General features: G+C 65.5%; 19 protein-coding genes. 2 read left to right on the top strand and 17 right to left on the bottom strand.

Going from position 1 to position 16,526, the window contains the following annotated elements:
- Positions 1–11: 11 nt before the first annotated feature.
- The 16 genes from J2X37_RS15665 to J2X37_RS15590 are packed head-to-tail and all read right to left on the bottom strand — an operon-like array spanning position 12 to position 14,036.
- On the bottom strand, positions 12–1,898 hold the full coding sequence (locus tag J2X37_RS15665) for a conjugal transfer protein TraN (RefSeq protein WP_310023077.1): 1,887 nt from the start codon (positions 1,896–1,898) through the stop codon (positions 12–14).
- Entirely contained in the window at positions 1,895–2,641 is a 747-nt protein-coding gene (gene trbC, locus J2X37_RS15660; protein ID WP_310023076.1) for a type-F conjugative transfer system pilin assembly protein TrbC, read from the bottom strand. Before trbC ends, J2X37_RS15665 begins: the two co-directional genes overlap by 4 nt.
- Before the next feature lie 10 nt (positions 2,642–2,651).
- The gene (gene traU, locus J2X37_RS15655) at positions 2,652–3,668 is read right to left on the bottom strand and encodes a conjugal transfer pilus assembly protein TraU (protein ID WP_310023075.1); all 1,017 of its coding nucleotides are present in this window, start codon (positions 3,666–3,668) and stop codon (positions 2,652–2,654) included.
- Positions 3,668–3,937 (bottom strand): hypothetical protein, encoded by a 270-nt coding sequence (locus tag J2X37_RS15650; RefSeq protein ID WP_310023074.1) that lies wholly within the window; start codon positions 3,935–3,937, stop codon positions 3,668–3,670. The genes traU and J2X37_RS15650 overlap by 1 nt, the downstream gene beginning before the upstream one ends.
- Complete coding sequence (gene traW, locus J2X37_RS15645; RefSeq protein ID WP_404979640.1) at positions 3,937–4,611, bottom strand: type-F conjugative transfer system protein TraW; 675 nt, start codon at positions 4,609–4,611, stop codon at positions 3,937–3,939. The genes J2X37_RS15650 and traW overlap by 1 nt, the downstream gene beginning before the upstream one ends.
- Complete coding sequence (locus tag J2X37_RS15640) at positions 4,608–5,141, bottom strand: S26 family signal peptidase (protein WP_310023072.1); 534 nt, start codon at positions 5,139–5,141, stop codon at positions 4,608–4,610. Before J2X37_RS15640 ends, traW begins: the two co-directional genes overlap by 4 nt.
- Positions 5,122–5,814 carry a TrbI F-type domain-containing protein gene (locus J2X37_RS15635; protein ID WP_310023071.1) on the bottom strand — a complete coding sequence of 231 codons (693 nt, stop codon included), beginning with the start codon at positions 5,812–5,814 and terminating at the stop codon, positions 5,122–5,124. Before J2X37_RS15635 ends, J2X37_RS15640 begins: the two co-directional genes overlap by 20 nt.
- Entirely contained in the window at positions 5,807–6,166 is a 360-nt protein-coding gene (locus J2X37_RS15630) for a hypothetical protein (RefSeq protein ID WP_310023070.1), read from the bottom strand. The genes J2X37_RS15635 and J2X37_RS15630 overlap by 8 nt, the downstream gene beginning before the upstream one ends.
- Positions 6,167–6,171: 5 nt before the next feature.
- Entirely contained in the window at positions 6,172–8,763 is a 2,592-nt protein-coding gene (gene traC / locus J2X37_RS15625) for a type IV secretion system protein TraC (RefSeq protein WP_310023069.1), read from the bottom strand.
- A gap of 1 nt (position 8,764) precedes the next feature.
- Complete coding sequence (locus tag J2X37_RS15620) at positions 8,765–9,760, bottom strand: TraV family lipoprotein (RefSeq protein ID WP_310023067.1); 996 nt, start codon at positions 9,758–9,760, stop codon at positions 8,765–8,767.
- A gap of 38 nt (positions 9,761–9,798) precedes the next feature.
- Complete coding sequence (locus J2X37_RS15615; protein WP_310023065.1) at positions 9,799–10,677, bottom strand: DsbC family protein; 879 nt, start codon at positions 10,675–10,677, stop codon at positions 9,799–9,801.
- Positions 10,664–11,995 carry a TraB/VirB10 family protein gene (locus J2X37_RS15610; RefSeq protein ID WP_310023063.1) on the bottom strand — a complete coding sequence of 444 codons (1,332 nt, stop codon included), beginning with the start codon at positions 11,993–11,995 and terminating at the stop codon, positions 10,664–10,666. The genes J2X37_RS15615 and J2X37_RS15610 overlap by 14 nt, the downstream gene beginning before the upstream one ends.
- A gap of 3 nt (positions 11,996–11,998) precedes the next feature.
- Positions 11,999–12,802, bottom strand: coding sequence for a type-F conjugative transfer system secretin TraK (locus tag J2X37_RS15605; protein ID WP_310023061.1), 804 nt, complete (start codon positions 12,800–12,802; stop codon positions 11,999–12,001).
- A complete protein-coding gene (locus J2X37_RS15600; protein ID WP_310023059.1) occupies positions 12,799–13,365 on the bottom strand; it encodes a type IV conjugative transfer system protein TraE in 567 nt (188 codons plus the stop codon). Before J2X37_RS15600 ends, J2X37_RS15605 begins: the two co-directional genes overlap by 4 nt.
- 1 nt (position 13,366) lies before the next feature.
- Positions 13,367–13,657: a type IV conjugative transfer system protein TraL gene (traL, locus tag J2X37_RS15595; protein WP_010339788.1), complete on the bottom strand. Its 291-nt coding sequence runs from the start codon at positions 13,655–13,657 to the stop codon at positions 13,367–13,369.
- Positions 13,658–13,715: 58 nt separating this feature from the next.
- Positions 13,716–14,036, bottom strand: a complete 321-nt coding sequence (locus tag J2X37_RS15590) for a TrbC/VirB2 family protein (protein WP_310023053.1) — start codon at positions 14,034–14,036, stop codon at positions 13,716–13,718.
- 360 nt (positions 14,037–14,396) lie between these two features.
- Here J2X37_RS15590 and J2X37_RS15585 point away from each other — a divergent pair, with 360 nt between their 5' ends.
- Both J2X37_RS15585 and J2X37_RS15580 read left to right on the top strand, forming a co-directional pair.
- Positions 14,397–14,852, top strand: a complete 456-nt coding sequence (locus tag J2X37_RS15585; RefSeq protein WP_310023051.1) for a hypothetical protein — start codon at positions 14,397–14,399, stop codon at positions 14,850–14,852.
- Positions 14,853–14,956: 104 nt separating this feature from the next.
- Complete coding sequence (locus J2X37_RS15580) at positions 14,957–15,475, top strand: XRE family transcriptional regulator (protein ID WP_310023049.1); 519 nt, start codon at positions 14,957–14,959, stop codon at positions 15,473–15,475.
- A gap of 18 nt (positions 15,476–15,493) precedes the next feature.
- On the opposite strand, the gene J2X37_RS15575 is transcribed toward J2X37_RS15580, so the two are convergent.
- Entirely contained in the window at positions 15,494–16,465 is a 972-nt protein-coding gene (locus J2X37_RS15575; protein ID WP_310023047.1) for a lytic transglycosylase domain-containing protein, read from the bottom strand.
- Positions 16,466–16,526 lie beyond the last annotated feature (61 nt).

The raw sequence follows: 16,526 nt of genomic DNA, 5'->3' as shown, positions 1-16,526 counted from the left end.
CAGCCTCCCGCTCATGGCTGGCCCCCATGCAAATCGTAGTAGTTCTGAATCTTCTGCTGGATCTCGGTCATCGTCTGGACTTCGTCCGGCAATTTCGCGGCGTCGATGAACTCGGCATAGACTTCGGCGAAGTCCATTACTGACAGGTCCAGTCGGGCGAACTCGTCGATCGTGAAGCCCTTGCACTGCTCCTTCTTGGGAGGGCCCCACGGTTTGTTGATCTGGGGGCGGCCCTGCTCCTGCAGAATGCGGCTGAGCTTGCTCTCGAAGCAGCAATAGGCGGTCGACTTGGAGGTGCAGACGCCAAGGAAGCTGTCGCTGCAGTAGGTGCCGACCTTGTGGCAGAACCCCATGCGATCCTTGATGTCGAGCATCATCTCCTTTTGCGAGCACATGAAGACCGACAGGAAGGGGGTCGCCAGCGCGGCGATCGCGGCAGGCCCACCCGCTAGCGCAGCCCCACCCGCCGCGACCGTCAGAAGGCCCGAGGTCTTCCCCGCGCAGCAGTTGACGAGACCGAACACCGGCTTGTGGCAGGTATTCCGCTCACCGGAGAAGACCGTCAGGTTGTTCGGGTCGAACTCCTTGCCGGCCTGATCGATCGAGTGAAGCGCCACCAGCGCATCCTTGAACTCGGTCGAAGCCTCGCGGACGATGGGCTCGCAATCACCGTTGATGCAGTACACGTCGTCGCCGCAGATGTACTGCTTGTCGGCAGGGTTGGTGCCATCCGGGATCGGGCACTTGTAGACCTTCTCCGTGACCTTGCACGGCCCGCGCTGCGGATCGTCGAGGCACTCGTCGCGAAGGTAGGTGCATTGGCGGTTACCCTCGAGATCGCCGCAGTCGTTGCCCGCGGTGAACACGTGGCAAGAGTAGTCCCGCTTCCACGCCCAGCAGGCCTGGGTAACCAACACGCCATCGAACAGTCGCGTCTCAGGCCCTTCGACGCAGACATCCTGGCCGGACGCCTGCGTACACATGCTGTCGGCGGCCAGGGCGGAGCAGCCGCTCTCTTCGCGCGTAACCGTAACGGAGGCCTCCCCCTCCTTCTTGAGATACGTCGTGCCTGTTTGGTAGTTGATGTGGGCGGGGATTTCGCCGCCAGGGATCTCAGGGGAGCAGGAATAGAGCTGCGCGACACCGCGGTTCATCGACGACAGCCGCTTGCAATAGCGTCGGTAGCCCTCGACGTCGTCGCCGCCCGCCCCAAGTTCAATCTGGGCGTCGCAGAGGTGGCGCGTGACGGGCTCCACCCGGCAGACGCCAGCAGCGACCTTGGCCTGCATCAGCGAGTTTCGCGCGAACCCGTTGCCCTCGTTCGCTTCGGGTGCCCCGTAGTAGAACCAGCGTTCCGTGTTTACGATCTGGGGGACTATGCGGATGCTGCAGGACCGCGATTCCTCCGTGACCTTGGTGCCCTGGTTGCACGTTGCCTCGTAGTAGCCGGTCGTCCCCGAGCCGGGCGGCAGCGGCTGGCACTGCCCGCTCTCGGAGCCGATGCTCTCGCCCTGCAGGTAGGCCTCTGGATCGTTCTCGACCGCGGTCGCGCGACTGGTCGTCGCGAGAATCTCGGAGTTGCTGAACGTCGCACGCGTGCGACCTTGGTCAGTGGCCGTTCGATAAGCGTCGTTGGTCGACCGCTGCGCCGTTCCGGCTGCGACGAGCGCATCCGGATCGTCGAAATAGGTGCTCTCGGGTCGGTTCGTGCCGGTGTAGCCCGGCACCGCCTCGGCTTGCGCGTCAGTCGACGGAACCAGACTTTCGTCCTGCCGCTTTGCGTTGCCGAGCGCCTTTCCCTCCTCGCGTGCCTCCTCGACTGTCATCTGCTGGGCGGCCGCGGGGCCGACGACCAGGCAGATGCCGAGAAACGCGCTGAGGAGTGGGCGGAGCTTCACTGCTGGCGGCTCCGCGCGAGATTGCCGAGCGCCACCGACGCGATCCGCGCGCCCGGCCCGTTCGCACCCGCGAAGGTGTTGAGCGCGTAGTCGACGGTGACGTTGCCCTCTATCCGATCGTAGGGCGGAACCTTGGTCTGGCAGTGGAATCCGGCGCACAGGTCGAACGTCGATGAAACCGCCACATAGGTCGGCACGGCCTGCACGTTGAAGGCGCGGAACAGGCGGGGGTCGATGCCGATGTTCGGCATGTCGTTCTTCTCGACCACCTGGCCGAGGCGGCTGACGAACTCCTTGGCAGAGTTGTTTGGAAAGCCGCGGAAGACGACCACGCCCCCTGCCCTCGCCGTGTCGGCGATCAGCTGCTTGAGCGACGCCGGCGGCATGGAGAGGCTCGCAAAAACCATGAACTGCGGGGCGTCCCCGCCCGGCGTGTTGGCGTTCGACGCCGCGCCCTGCACCAGCTCGTCGAAGTCGATCTTGCCGTCAGGTCCCTTCGGAGAGTCGATCGCCGCGACCTGCTGCAAGTTATCCATGCCCGATTTGCGGACGACGGTTGCCTGCTCGCGGAACTCGTCGCCGCGGTCCTTCACCTGGTCGACGAAGGCCTGCGCCTCCGCCTGCAGGTCCGCCGCCCGCTTCTTCACGGCTTGGACGTCCAGCCCGTCGACGGTCTGCGCGAGGATCGCAGACATACCCGCGGTGCCGAGAAGCGCGGTGATGCCCAAGGTCATAAGGCGCATGCTTCTCTCCTCACAACACGCAGCAGTTGCGCTTACGCCAGACGAGGTAACCCATGTCCTCGCCACCGGCTGGGAAGGCGCGACCGGCCTCGGGAGGCATCGTCGACGCGCCGATCGCGGAGCAGGCGAACCGCCCACTGACCGTCGGGATCGGGTTGACCATCTGGAAGCGGTATTGCTGCTTCCGCATGATCGGCATGAGGTACTTCTTGCAGAGCCCCTCCGAGCCCATCGTCCCCCATGCGAGACCCTCGCGGTGCATCTTGTAGGCGAACCGCGAGAGGGCGAGCCGCGACGACTGGACGTGACCGATGGACGCCGGGACGTTGCCGTTCAGCGGGTACATCGGCCCCTGACAGCCCGCGCACCAGAACAGCGAGTCCAGCGGCAGGTTCGCCGTCGCAGCGATGCAGTCGCCGGCGCACGCCGCTTGCGCGATGGGGTTGGCGAAGACGATCGCTTCCGGATTGATGATCGCGGTGAGCGAGTCATCCTGCCAGAGGGGGTCGACCTCCGTCATGTAGGCGATGTCGAAGGAAGCCTGCTCGAAGCAGACGAAGTCGGTCAGGATCTCCAACCAGTAGAGGAGCGGGTAGACATACCAATGGATGTGCCACTTGGCCGTGCTCTGTGAGCGCCCCCCGACCATCGATGGCCCGGCGAGATAGCCTTGACCGATGTCGAACCCCGGGGCGATCCGCATGCCGCCCAGGTTCGAGAAGCACCACGGCTTCATCGTTACGTCCGCGAGGCGCGCCGGCTCCCAGAAGCCGACCGAGATGCCGATGCGCGGCAGCGGGTCGGCGCACGCGCAGATCGGGGAGACCGGGTTCTTCGGGTCTGGGCGGTTCCCCGGCCATATCTTTGCGCCGCCGATCGACAGGGGGAACAGGCAGCTCCAGCAGACGTCAGTGATCGGGTTCACGAACTTGCCTGTGCAAGTCGGCGCCGCCTCCGCGCGAGGCGTCAACGCGACCGTCACGAGGAGCAGACCCAGGACGCTCACGAGGGCACGCAGCCAGCGCATCAGCCCGGCTCCCCTGCCCGCTCGAGGAACGCGCTGTCCGCTGCGTTCTTCCGGCGAACATAGAGCCAGGTGTAGAGGCCCGCGCCGACGAGCAGCGCGGCCACGAAGCATGGAGCACCGCGGCCGATTGCCGTGTGGATTTGCGTAAAGAAGGCAACGACCAGTGCGACCGATAGGCACAGGCCTTGCCAGGTGCGTCGCATCCGGCGAAGCGCGAGCGTTTCCGGCGCAGCCATGGGCGTCCGTAGGAGGTCCAGCCACAAAGGCATCAGCTCTTCGCTCCCGGCTTGAGGACGGTCTCTGAGACGTGCAGCAGCTTGCCCGCCTGGACGACGACCGCCGGCGTGTGGCGGATGCCGAACTTGCCCGTCAGGCGGCCCTCCTGGTCGAAGAAGAACCGGCGCTTACGCGAGGTCATGGACTCGATCGGTGAGCCGCTGACGAAGATGATCTTCGCGTTGAGCTCTGTGTACCGCTTCGTGGCCCAGTCGACCTGCGCGTCGTCGTCGCCGTCCACGAAGACGAGGCTCTGGCGCATCGAGACGAAATCGAGCGGGTTGATCCGCTGGCCCGCCGCCGCGATCAGCTGCCCCTTGTGATCGCGAATCTCGCGCTCGAGGGTGATGGTCGGATCATAGTCCCAGCTCCGCGGCTCTTCGGCCGCGGTGATGCCGGCGACGGCGGCCGGGTGCCGCACCCTCGCCTCAACCCGCTTGGCGAACGTCGTGTTGACCCGGTCCATCTCGCCGGTTGCCTGCGCCCGCTGAAGGCGCGCCTCGATCGTGGTGAGGAGATCCGCCTCGGCGATCGGGAACGTCTGCCCGAGCTGCCCGAAATCACGGGCTTGGCCGGGCACCGCGCCGACCAGCAGAAACGCCGCCGCAAAGAGCAGCACGCCGCCCAAGCCGGTGCCGCCGAGATACAAGAGCGTTGACCGCTTCATAGGATCGCCTCGCCGGTGCCGACGATCTGGCGCTGGCACGCGAACCCGATGGCCGCGTACCGGGAGTCGAAACCGTCCTTGTGCGGTGTCCCGACATAGTAGCAGCCCGACGGGATCACTCCGCTCGGACCGATCGCCAGCGGCTCACCCGCCTTGGTGAAGGGCTTCGTGTACGCGACGACACGGTGGTTGACCGTGACCAGCCTGCCCCAGTGCCGGACCGTATCCCCGGGCATCCCGTAGACGATCTTGCCGAACATCTCCGGCTTGGAGCCGAAATGCCGGCGGACGAGGTCGCTCTTGGGAGGTAGGAAGAAGACGTACTCGCCGCGCGACGGCATCTGGTTCTTGTGGATGACGAACGCCCAGTTCGGCAGCGAGTCCGTCGTGTTGATCAGGAGGGCGTGCTTGTCGCGCCAGTCGCTGATCGCACCGAGGATGACGCTGCCGGCGACGAACGCGCCGAACAGACCCCAGCGCAGCTTGCGGCTGCTGGCCCGGGGCGCGAGGTCACTGACCGCCGTTGCCATTGGGGCCTCCGAAGGTCGAAGTCATCGCCGCAGGCACGCCCGAGGGCACGCCTTGCATCGCCGACGGCACCTGCATCGGCTGCTGCCCGCCGGCGGCAGGTGGCGCCGCCGACATCGGATTGATCGTCGCGCCGGCACCGGCCATCGCGGGCGGGACGGCGTAGGCCTGGGGAACCGCCGCCGCGGCCGGGGCGAGCTGCTGCTGAAGCTGCTGCATTTCCTCCGCGCTCGCCGGACGCGGCTGACGAATGCCGCTGGCGTAGACCGCCTTCTTCAGGCTGTCGGTGATGTCCGGCACGTTCTCGGTGAGCACCGCCTCGCCGACGAGGACCACCTGACCCTTGGCGCTGCGCCGCTGGATCTCGTGCTTGAGCGACGACATGAAGGTTCGCATCTCGGCCTCGACCTGCGCGGGTGGCGACGCGGCGTGGGCCTGGGCCGTCACGTATTCGCCGACGATGCTGGAGAGGCTAGCCTTGACGATATGCTCCTCGCGCGGCGCGACGAGCGCCTTCGTCACCCACATCGACCAGATCAGCGCGACCACGAGCGCTGCGCCCAAGACGAGCTGCGCGCGGGTGAACCCGCCGAACCCGCGCTTGGCGCGGACGACCGGCGCCGGGGCGGCGGAGGTCGCGGGGGAAGGTAGGTCGAGTTCGGGCTGGTCAGCCATTGGCCTTGCTCCGCTTGGGGTCGCGCGAGGGAAGGATGCTGTGCCGGCGGAAAAAGATGATCGCGGCCGACAGAGCCAAGTGCGCGACGATGAGGATGTGCTTGAAGGAGGCGATGCGCGCCGCGTCGGCCGCGACGTACCGGCTCGCCATATTGTTGAGCTGGTGCATCATGCCGTCTACCGAGAGACCGCCGATCGCGAGGAAGAACAGGACGAACAGCCCCCAGGTGATCAGGAGCGTGGTCGCCAGGAACCCCGCCATGTGCAGGTAGAAGTAGAGGAGGAAGCCGACGTCGACCTTGCGCCGGGTTGCCGTCGTCGCGCCGCCGAAATCTGCCGGGATCGTCGCCATGAAGATCACTCCGCCGCAATGGCGGCCGGATCGTCGGCAGGCATCGCCCATTTCTCGGGGTTGTCGGGGTAGGCGATCCGCTCGATTGCCTGGTCCATCGTGAGGCCTTGCGCCACCAGCGCCTCGATCGCCGCGAACGTGCGCGGGCTCGACGAGAACAGCGCGGCCGAGAAGGGATCGAGGACGAGCCGGCCGACCGCCAGTGTCTCCGGCCCCTTGATCATGATGTCCGAATACTCGAACCCGTTGCGCTTGAGCGAGCGCAGGAGCGCGTCCGTATAGTCGTCCATCTCGAAGCGATCGTGCTTCTTGAAGTCGGCGATCGTCTCCGGCTTCTGCTGGAGGATCACGAACCAGTCACTGTTCTCCAGCGCCGCGATGCTGCCCGCCGACTTGTAATAGTCGTTGAGCGACTGGGTGGCGGTGACGAGCGACGCGCCATACTTGCGGCAGGTACGGGCATAGGTCTCGATGAAGTCGGCCATCGCGCCGCCCCGGAGCATCTGCCACGCCTCGTCGAGGAGCAGTGCCTTGGGGATCGAGCGATCGACTTTGCGCATCATCTGCTGCGACATGAACATGATCGCCGTCAGGACGACGCTGCGCAGTTCCTCCCGCGAGGACAGGTCCGACAGCTCGAACACCGTCAGCTGCGCCTGCAGCTCGAAGGACACCTCGCCCTTGAAGAACTTGCCGTAGGTGCCTGCGCTCGAGAACGGCATCATCGCGATGGCGAGATGCGACGCCAGCTCGTTGCCCGTCTCGTTGAGCGCGGCGATCACGTCGTCGATCGAGCCGTTCCGCCCCTTCGCTTCCCAGACCCGGTTGACCGCGCCGTCGATCAGGCCGCGCTCTGTGTCGGTGAGCCGGTCGATGTGGCGGGACATCTGGTTCACGATCGCCTTGAGCATCGCCATGCAGTCGAGGAGGTAGTCCTCGTCCTCGGCCGCCTGGGCGGCATCGATCATCGAGAACGGGTTGAGGCAGAAGCCCGAGCTCATCGTGAACTCGACAAAGGCCCCGCCCTGGAGCTTGGCCGAATGCTCGAAGCTGCGGCCGTCGTCGATCACCACCACCTTGGAGCCGGCACCGCACAGGGAGGCGCAAAGCTCCTGCAGGGCGACCGACTTGCCGCTGCCGCTCTTCCCGAACACGGCGACGTTGTGGTTGCCGGCAGCGTTCTCGAAGGGGCTCCAAAAGAACGGTTGGCCGCGCCGGCCGATCAGCAGCAGGTGCGGCGTGTGCCCGCCCAGATACTCACCCTGTATCGGCGCGAGGTTGGCCGCGGTCGTGCTCAGCATCGTCCGCATGCGCTTCATGCGTTCGAGGTCCTTGGAGAGGCCGTTTGCCATCGTCATCGGCATGGCGCTGAGCAGCCCCATGACCTGCAGGTAGCGGTCGTCGAGGAGGTCCCAGCCCGCCGCCCGATACACCGATTTGAGGGTGCGCTCGTTGGAGTCGCCCTTCCCCTTTGGCGAGAACGACGTGACGCTGTAGAAGAGACGCACCAGCTTGCGGCCCTGCCGGACCTCGTCGTTGACGAACTTCCACTCCTGCGACTGGTCGCGGAGCTGCGGGAGGAAGCGGGCCGACTTCGAGTCCGCGAGGCTCGTCGTCCGCATGAACTTGTAGCTGGCCTTGTTGGTCGCGGCCTGCGGATCGGGGAAGTCGAGGCACAGGTTCGTCGACACCGGGCACGGCATGCGCAGTTTGTCCGCGAACATATCGCCGATCAGGCGCGCGCAGTCCCACGGCGCCCAGCGTTGGGGCAGGTTCCGAACCGAGAAGGACCGCACGTCGAAGACGTCGGGATAGATCTCGCCGATCTCCGGCGCGCCGTCGACCTCCTTGCCGGTCGGCCGGAACCGCTCGGTGCGCAGCAGGATGCGATCGGGATCGATCTTCATCTCGATGTCGCGCCGTACCGCCTGGTCGGAGATCGGATCGAGGGGGTTGTAGCTGACCACGTCCTCGCCGGCTGCGGTGGTCGGCGACGTAATGTCGTCGATCCAGCCGATCAGCGCGACAGGGTCCATTTTGCGCGCGGAGACGCCGATCGACCCGAGCACCGAGATGAGGCCTTCCATCACGGCCACGATCTCCTCGTTCGACACGCTCGAGTTCTCGGGCGTCGAGTAGGAGATCGCTACGCGGTGGTTGCGAAGGCAGAAGGGCGCATCTGCCGAGAGCGAATTCCAGACCCCGTCGGTCAGGAAGTCGACGCGGTGCTTCGCCATGCGCTCGTACACGCCGCTTGCGGAGTAGCGCGGCAGATACCACTTCGAAAGGCGCTCGCTGATGCGCGGGCTCATCCAATCGTGGAACTGCAGACACCCCGGCGCCGGGATGCCCTCCGATAGAAACTGCGTCAGGATCTCGCCTGTCCGCTCGTCCGCCCCGACCAGCGGCGACACCTCGACCACGAAACCGCGCGACGCCGAGTTGTAGAAGATGCCCGTCTTCGGATCGTAGCTGCGGTAGGGCAGCCAGTGCGCGAGCATCGGCACTGCGAGGTCGGGCCGCTGCGCGTCGGGACGCTTGCTGTCCCCGAAGACGCCGGAGAGCAGGTTGTCGAAGAAGCCGCGCTTTTCGCTCATCTCACTTGTCCTCCGGAACCGACGCGGGGAAGCTCGCGGCGCCAATGGTCGGGCTAGCCAGGCTCTTGAGCCCATTTGCTGGGGCCGCGGCGCCAGCGCTGCGCGCCGTTTCCCCGACATGCTGCTGAGCGGTGCGGTACGCCTCGCTCGCCTTCACGCGCGCCGCCGCCTCGGCCCCGACCACGGTCTTGGGCGCTGCGGCGAGCGGGGTCTGCTCCCCGGTCGCCGCCGGAGCCGAACCGCGATGGACGGAGCCGCCCTGGCCGGCGACCTGAAAAGGCTTGGGAGCAGGCTCAGCGCGGGCGACGGCCGGGGCTGGCGCGCTTGCCGGTGGCCGGACGACGGGGACCGCCGACGATGTGCGCGCGCCCGACACGGGCGCCCGCCGCCTGCCCCGCTGGCCGAGACGGGTCTGGACGTCCGCCTTGATCGCCTCGACCGGGTCCGGCTTGCGCGCGCGGGCGGCCGCGACCACCGCGGGGTCGGGCAGGTTGGGATCGATCGCCGCGACGTCGAGATAGCCGGGCGCGTCGCGATCGACGGCGTCGGCTAGGCTCACCTCCGTCGCGCCCGCCGCGGGGTTCCGGTCGGGGATGGGCGTGGCGTCGGCGAGCGCCTGTGCCTGCCATTCCGACTGGACGACGGTGTGGACCGCGGTCGCCTCATGCAGCCTGCCGCGGTCGTCGATGTAGGGTTGAAACACCACCCGAAGGACCTTCTCGCGTGTCCGCGACGCCGCGGCCGCACTACGGTCGGCCATAGGCGCAGGCACGGTCAGCGCCGTCCGCTTCGCGCGAAGCTGCTGGGCGGGCGCTTGGTACGGGCCGGCCGGGATCACCGTATCGCCCGCATCGCCCGAGATCATCGCCAGCGCACGATCGTCTATCGTCGATGACGGCGCGCAGATACCGTCCGGCGCCTGGCAGGAGAAGCTCCCCTTCACGTTGGTGCCAAGGGTCGCGCAGCCATTGAGGGCGGCAAGAGCAGCGAGGCTCACGGCGGCGAGAGCGACCTGACGGCCGTGGCGACGCCCGCTCACGAGCGTCCCCCCTTGATCCAGTTCTGCAGAAACTCCCTGGGCCGGTATCCCTCGAGCATCGCCCCGTCGCTCCGCACGATCACCGGCGTCCCGCTCAGCCCGTGCTTGTGGGCGAAGGCCTCATTTGCATCGAGCCCCGAGGTGTCGCAGCTCGCGCCACCCTTGAACGGCTCGCCGGCGTATGCCGCGTGAAGCGCCTCCTCACGATTCTTGGCGCAGTAGACGCGGTTTGCGATGTCGCGGCTACCCAGCACCGAGATCGGCCGCTCGACCACTCGCACGTTCATGCCCCGAAGGACGTTGGCGAGCGCACGGCAGTAGCCGCACCGGAAGTCGGTGAAGACGGTGATGGTCTCGCCAGTGGGATTGCCCCAGACGATTGCACCGTCCTTCGGCAGCCCGTCCAGGGAGATGACCGCCGGCCGCGGCGGCACCGAGGTTTTCTCGGCCTTGCCCGGCGCCGGCCCGATCGCGCCTTCGGCGTCCCCGCCTCCTTCGGCGGCCGCCGCGTTGGCCTTCGCGGCCCCGCCGACGAGCATGTCGGGATTGATCTCGAGGAGGCGCGCCGCGGTCAGATCCTGGCGCGTCTCCATGTCGTAGACGCGCCCGATGATGAGGTAGCGCGCGCCCGCGTCGACGTAGAACAAGTTCGATCCGGCCGTGACCTCGCAGAGACCATGCACCTTCTCGCAGTTCACCTGGCTCAGCTGCGTCTTGGGCAGGCGCGTCTTGAGGAGGTTCGCGACCTGCACGCTGCTCGGGCTGGCAATCTGGCCGGCGACGGCCATGCTCGCGGCGCCGATCACCGGCACGGCGACGAGCAACGCCGCCATTTTGGTCGGCAGGCGCCGACGGAGTCGATCAATTCCGAACATAGACACCCTCCAGGAAGACAATTTCCACGTCGATTCCGGTCGGCATCTCGATGACCGGCTGGTACTGCTCGGCGCGCTCGATCAAGTATTTGGAGACGTCCTTGCCGGACTCTTCAGCGCCGCCGCCCAGCGCGCGAAGCCCGACATTGCCGAGGTTGGGCGTGTGATTGAGATCGCCGTCACCGGACGTGCGAATGGTCGCGACCGGCGCGTTGAAGGCTGTATTGAGCGCGCCACCAGCGCCGCTGACCAAGCCGGCTAGAAAAGCCTGCATCGCGAGCGATCCCTCGCGGCTGACGACGCGGCCACGAACGCCGGTCTTACCGCCGAACGCGATGAAGCCTTTGACCTCGGACACGGCATAGCGGCCACCCGGCTGCGGGCAGGTCATCTTCTGTAGCTTGACGTAGACCTTCTCGCTCGAGAGATCGCCACGTGCAGCACCATTGATGAGGCAGCCCTGAATCTTGGTTGTCAGCAGCTTGCCGTTCTGCAGCACCGACCGCGCCGGGCCGGTGACGCGAAGCACGACCGGCAGCGGATCGGTCTGGCTGTTCACGCCCGCGCTGGCGTCCACGCCAACGATCACCTTTGCCGACGCGAAGCTGTTGGGCGGCAGGTAGTTCGGGCTGTCGGTATAGACCGTGTTGCCCTTAGCGACCTTGGAGGCCGTTCCGGCTTCGCTGGTGGTGAAGCTGACCATCTTCACCTCGGCCGGGCGGCCAACTGCGACCGCGGCATCCGCACCGGCTCCGGCCCCGTCAGGCCGCTGATAGGCCTGCGGACCACGAGGGCCGTACATCGCGGCAGGCCCGGGGGCAGGCGCTACGGCCGCGGGACGATCGTTGATCTGCTTGCGGAGCTGCTCGTTCTCCGCCTGGTAGGCCGAGAGGACGCGCTGCCCGTCCGCCTGCATCGCCTGGTTCTGGCCCTTCAGCGCCTCGATCTGCGCAGCGAGGTTGTCCACGCGCGCCGTTTGGCCGTTGACCGACTTCAGCTGGTTTTCCGTCGACTGGAAGCGGTTCTCGGAGAGCGCCATCCACTCCTGCTGCGACAGGTTGCGGTTGACCATGTCCTTGGTCGAGACCTCGACCTTCTCCGCGCCATCGGTGTCGGCGACCTTCTTCCCGTCGTCGCCGCTGAAGATCCACATCGAGGAGACGACCAGCCCGACGCCGGCGACGCCGGCGAGGAGCATGCGCTGCTTGCGCCGCACCGCCTCGTTGCCGGCGAGCTCGCCGCCAACCGGGGAGACCCCCTCCCCTTCGGCCTCGTCGAGAGGCTTGCGGGAGCGCTTAAAGATGTCGGCGAAAGCCATGGCTTACCTCACGTTCTGGGAGACGAGGTAGGCCGTCGTGACCTTCCCCGGGGCGAGCTTGGGCTCGGCGATGGAGACGGCGAGCGCGCTGGCGGGAGCTACCGTGCGCTCGGTGAGCTCGGTCGGGGCGTCGCCCGTATTCTCGATGCGCAGGACCTTCCCGGTCAGGTCCTGACCGCGATATTCGGCGATCATTTGGACCTTGAGCTTGCCGACATAGACCGGCTTGAGCGCGCGCTGGCGCATCTCGTAGCCGTCGGCGACGCTGTTCGAATACATCGCCTGGACGAGCTCGACCGCCGCGTCCTGCGGCCCGGCCGCAACCTGCTGCGGAGCGGCTTCCGCGGCCTTCTCTTTAGCGATCGCGGGGTTCGACACGAACACCTGCGCGGCCGCATCGCCCGAGATCCGGCACATGAACTTGTAGACATAGCCCCGCTTCGTCGTGCCGAAGAACGAGAGCGCCTGCCGGCCGTAGCCCTCGGGGACGCTCAGGTAGATGTCGCCGCGCACCGGCTCGTTGACGACCGAGAAGTCGTCCTGCGGGTTGCCGGTCGAGATCTTCGACACGCTCGCGAACTCGTCCTCGACGAGGCTAATGCGCGTAAGGTCCTTGGCGGACGCCTGGCAGTCGACCTGCGCATTGTCGGCCGCCAAGATCGTCTGATCGGCCCAGGCAGGCTGCGGGAAGAAGAGGATGGCGAGCGTGAACAGGCAGGCGCCGATCATCCTGCTCAGGATGCAGCTGATCCGAGACATCAGGACGGTGCCAACCGCCGCGCTGCCGACGGCGTAGATAGCGGTCATTGGTCTAGCTCCTTGCCCGTGCGGACCATTCCGAAGCCGACGAGACGGAGAGACAGACCCTTGTACTCCCAGTCGTACCGGAAGGTGCGGCGCTCGTTCGAGATCACCTTGTTGCCGACGATGGTGTGCAGCTCGCCTGTCACCTCGGAGCGGAGGTTCTTGGGGTCGATCTCCATCGACTGGATCGTGAAGAACTGCGCGATGGACGACCCGCGCTGCTCATTGACGATCTTCAGCAGGTCGCCCTTGATCTTGCCCTGCGCGCGGGGCGAGGTAATCGCGAGGACCTGGTTCATCCAGTATTCGAGGTTCTGCGGGCTGCGATCGAGCGTCAGGACGACGACGTCGCGCGTGATCATCTCGAGATACTGGCGCGAGACACCCGCGCTGCTGACCGTCACCGGCGACTGCAACACTGGTTGCAGCACGACCTCGCGATCGCGCGAGATGCCGAGGGTAAGGAGAAGCGCCGCCAGCCCGGCGAGCGCGGCTGCGGCAACCACCAGGAGGTTGCGCTGCTTGAGGACGCGCTGGTTCTGCGCGTGGCTGTACGAGAGATCCATGTTACCCCGCCATCAATCGAAGGTACGAGGGTGGCGTGGCTCTCAGGCCAGTAAAACCGGCCGGAAGATGCCAATAGGCCAAGTGAAGCAGCCAAGACGCTGCACGACCCGCTTTCGCTTTCTTAAGTCCCCACCAGCCGGCGAACGCTGCCGCCATGCCAATAAGGATGTGCTGGGTCATGATCCCCCAGACGAATGGGATCACCATCGCCAGGAACTCATCCAGGGTCCACAGCCCGATCAGCTCGGGATCATCCAGATGAGATGGGATCGCGTACTTGTCTGCGGCCATTGCACCACCCTCCCGCGAGTGACCGGGGCTGCCACCCCGACCGACCCGAACGGTTGCGTCAGATCGTCGCTGTCACGGTCGAGGTGACGATCGGGATACCGGTGCCGGCGCCGACACCCACGCCGACAGGGATGGCGATCTGGCCCATCGAGAAGCGGCCCGAGGCGAGCGCCACGATGCCGCCAGCGAGCGACAGGACCGTGATGATCTTGCCACCAGAGCCCTCGAGGAAGTCGGTGAACTTCGTCAGGGCGGTGTCAAAGGTGGTATCGGCTCCGGCGAAAGCCGGACCGGCGAAGTAGAGGAGCGCGAATGCCAGCACGGCGAGGGCGAGGATCGCCATCTCCATACGGTCGCGCCGCTTCAGCACAGACTGCATAGTGAGTTCCCTTCGATGGAGACGCGGTTTCTCCGCGCCCGATTGAAGGGTGAGACCGTTTGGATTGCGGGAACACCGGCTCCGGCACGGAACCTTGCACCGCTTCGCGCTTTTAGCTGTGCACCGGAATTTTCGGCTTCAATTCGTCCGCCTGTCCAGACGCCCATCCCGACTCACGGATCTTCGTCCACGTAGAAGTAAGCGCTGTCCGCGACGGCGGACATCTGTCCTGCTTTCCGGACATCCGCAGTGGAGAGTGGAGTCGACCCATCGACCGTCGAGTCGTATTGGGCGGGCTCATCCATTCCTGCTATGCGTGGCGTAGCGAGGCTGGTTGATCGAGAGCGGGGACGTGGGAAGATGAGTGGCGATAGCCGCGATTATTCGCTCGACGTATCGGAGTATCTGTTCCGACTGACGACGGAGAGCCTTCGGCTCCTCTCCAATGACACGAAAACCTACCAGAGCATTACGAGCCTGGTCGAAAAGCTGGCAGGACCAACGGCTGCGGATGCGCTAGCGCAGCACGACATCGAGACTCTTCGTCAGCACCTCAGTAAGATCCCGACCGGGGGTCCGATCCGCATCCATCTTCAGATTGCGAGGACGAGCGCCGACAATCTTTTCGAGGCTAAGAGAAGACTCGGTGAGGCGCTTGGTACCGACCTTACGGTTGCCGATGCGATCTCCATGCTCCTGTTCGACTATGTCGTCGACAAGAGCGCGACCAAGCTGCTCACCCAGATGGGAATCGAGCCCGGCGAAAGCGCCAAAAAGTCTGCGGAAGAGAGCGGGAAGATCGTTCCCCTCAGGTAGATAGCCGAGGCTGTTGGTGCAGCTCTGGATTAGATAGGGCTTGCCAACCTCCCGAGCGGGTGATTTCCTAGCCTCGTCCGAAGTGTCTTTCGGGGGCTTTAGCTGTGTCGTCGCTGGCCACAATCGAGCTTGATGCGCCTGGTGCCGCAACGCCCGGGCACGATCCCGATTACATCCCGCTGATTGTGCGGGCGATGGAGGCCCAGGACATGGGCATCCGGCAGATGTCGCTCAGGACCAACATCAAGAAGAGCCGCCTCGGGGTCATACTTCATCGCAACCCAGCCAAACGCGCTGCGATGACATTGCCCGAGTTCCAATCAATTCTGAGGTCGCTCAACATTGACCTCATGCACGCAATCATCAGCGTCGAAATGGCTAGCGACCTGAAGCTGATGGACGACGAGCGTTTCGCGACACTCGTCGCAATGCTCAGCACGCTGTTTAAAGGCCTTCCGCACCGACTGCTCGAAGCGTTGGAAGACCTCGAAGGCATGGATGGAAGCGAGATCAGGAAGGAATGGGGGACCCACTTCCAATCCGCGGTGATCAAGAAGATGGTCGGCGAAATCAGCAGGATACTCCAGCGCCGGGCCGCCTTCGAAGAGGACCTAACTCTCTAAACTTAGGACCTGGTCGGCTCAAAACGACGTCACGACAGCCGTTGCTGTGGCCGGCACACTGCTCATCGGAAATCTCCCGGCTTCGCTACTAAGTGTCGAAGGCGATCCACTCAGCTTCGACCAGTTCAGGAGAATGCTGGAGACGTATGCTTGTGTCTCGGCAATCCGTGGTACGGAGCCATTGCGCACGCGACCCGGGCCCGCGTTGTAAGCCGCGAGGGCAAGATGATAGTGGCCGAAGCGGTCGAGTTGCTCACGCAGGTAGCGCGCTCCCCCTCGAAGGTTCTGCTCCACGTCGTAGCGATTGACGCCAAGACCAGCGGCTGTACCTGGCATCAACTGCGTAAGTCCAAACGCGTTCTTCGGCGAGAATATCGCAGCGTTGTACCTGCTTTCGCGGATGATCATCGCGTCGAATAGACCGACCGGGATGCCATACTGGCATGCAATGTTCGCCATCAGCCCATAAAAGCCTCTTCGCCGGTATTCGGCGTCGCCGGTGAGGAGCCCACTGGGCCGATATCCGGTCGGCAAACACCCCGGCACATAGGTGGCCGCCGCGGCAGCAAAGGCGCTGCCACCCCGCATCCAAGCCGGGACTGGAATAGCGGAAACCGGCGCTAGCGCTGCGCCTTGCGGCACCACCTGCAGTTGCGCTACTCCAACGGGAGCGAACGGATCCTCTGACACGTCGGGTGCCCCGACGGATTGCGGGACAAAGGCGCTTGCCATCTGATACTCGACCCAACGCCGGCTGAGATCGTGGATGCGAAACCCGGTCGCCAGCGATGAAGCATTCGACGCTGAAGGACGGTCCAGCCTCGTTTCGACGGGACGCACCGGCCGCGAGGCGGGATCATCCTCGGTGCCGCCCACGGCCTCAGCCATGGAGATTACCACCGCCGCTCTTACCGCCTTGGACGGCTGCGCAACGGCGCCGCCGGCTGCCATCAAACCCAGTGCCGAACCGGTCAACATCAACGCTCGCATCAGCTGCTCCCACTCTAATTTAGGAAAGTGAGATCGAGCTGTTTTGCGTTGTCAATCCGTC

It is taken from the genome of Croceicoccus sp. BE223 (genome assembly GCF_031457155.1).
Lineage (GTDB): Bacteria > Pseudomonadota > Alphaproteobacteria > Sphingomonadales > Sphingomonadaceae > Croceicoccus.
This window is presented reverse-complemented; position numbering and strand designations above follow the sequence as displayed.

Bases quoted from the DNA above. Each gene is read 5' to 3' on its own strand.
- trbC (WP_310023076.1), bottom strand. From the start codon at position 2,641: ATGCGCCTTATGACCTTGGGCATCACCGCGCTTCTCGGCACCGCGGGT.
- traU (WP_310023075.1), bottom strand. From the start codon at position 3,668: ATGCGCTGGCTGCGTGCCCTCGTGAGCGTCCTGGGTCTGCTCCTCGTG.
- J2X37_RS15650 (WP_310023074.1), bottom strand. From the start codon at position 3,937: ATGCCTTTGTGGCTGGACCTCCTACGGACGCCCATGGCTGCGCCGGAA.
- traW (WP_404979640.1), bottom strand. From the start codon at position 4,611: ATGAAGCGGTCAACGCTCTTGTATCTCGGCGGCACCGGCTTGGGCGGC.
- J2X37_RS15640 (WP_310023072.1), bottom strand. From the start codon at position 5,141: ATGGCAACGGCGGTCAGTGACCTCGCGCCCCGGGCCAGCAGCCGCAAG.
- J2X37_RS15635 (WP_310023071.1), bottom strand. From the start codon at position 5,814: ATGGCTGACCAGCCCGAACTCGACCTACCTTCCCCCGCGACCTCCGCC.
- J2X37_RS15630 (WP_310023070.1), bottom strand. From the start codon at position 6,166: ATGGCGACGATCCCGGCAGATTTCGGCGGCGCGACGACGGCAACCCGG.
- traC (WP_310023069.1), bottom strand. From the start codon at position 8,763: ATGAGCGAAAAGCGCGGCTTCTTCGACAACCTGCTCTCCGGCGTCTTC.
- J2X37_RS15615 (WP_310023065.1), bottom strand. From the start codon at position 10,677: ATGTTCGGAATTGATCGACTCCGTCGGCGCCTGCCGACCAAAATGGCG.
- J2X37_RS15610 (WP_310023063.1), bottom strand. From the start codon at position 11,995: ATGGCTTTCGCCGACATCTTTAAGCGCTCCCGCAAGCCTCTCGACGAG.
- J2X37_RS15605 (WP_310023061.1), bottom strand. From the start codon at position 12,802: ATGACCGCTATCTACGCCGTCGGCAGCGCGGCGGTTGGCACCGTCCTG.
- J2X37_RS15600 (WP_310023059.1), bottom strand. From the start codon at position 13,365: ATGGATCTCTCGTACAGCCACGCGCAGAACCAGCGCGTCCTCAAGCAG.
- traL (WP_010339788.1), bottom strand. From the start codon at position 13,657: ATGGCCGCAGACAAGTACGCGATCCCATCTCATCTGGATGATCCCGAG.
- J2X37_RS15590 (WP_310023053.1), bottom strand. From the start codon at position 14,036: ATGCAGTCTGTGCTGAAGCGGCGCGACCGTATGGAGATGGCGATCCTC.
- J2X37_RS15585 (WP_310023051.1), top strand. From the start codon at position 14,397: ATGAGTGGCGATAGCCGCGATTATTCGCTCGACGTATCGGAGTATCTG.
- J2X37_RS15575 (WP_310023047.1), bottom strand. From the start codon at position 16,465: ATGCGAGCGTTGATGTTGACCGGTTCGGCACTGGGTTTGATGGCAGCC.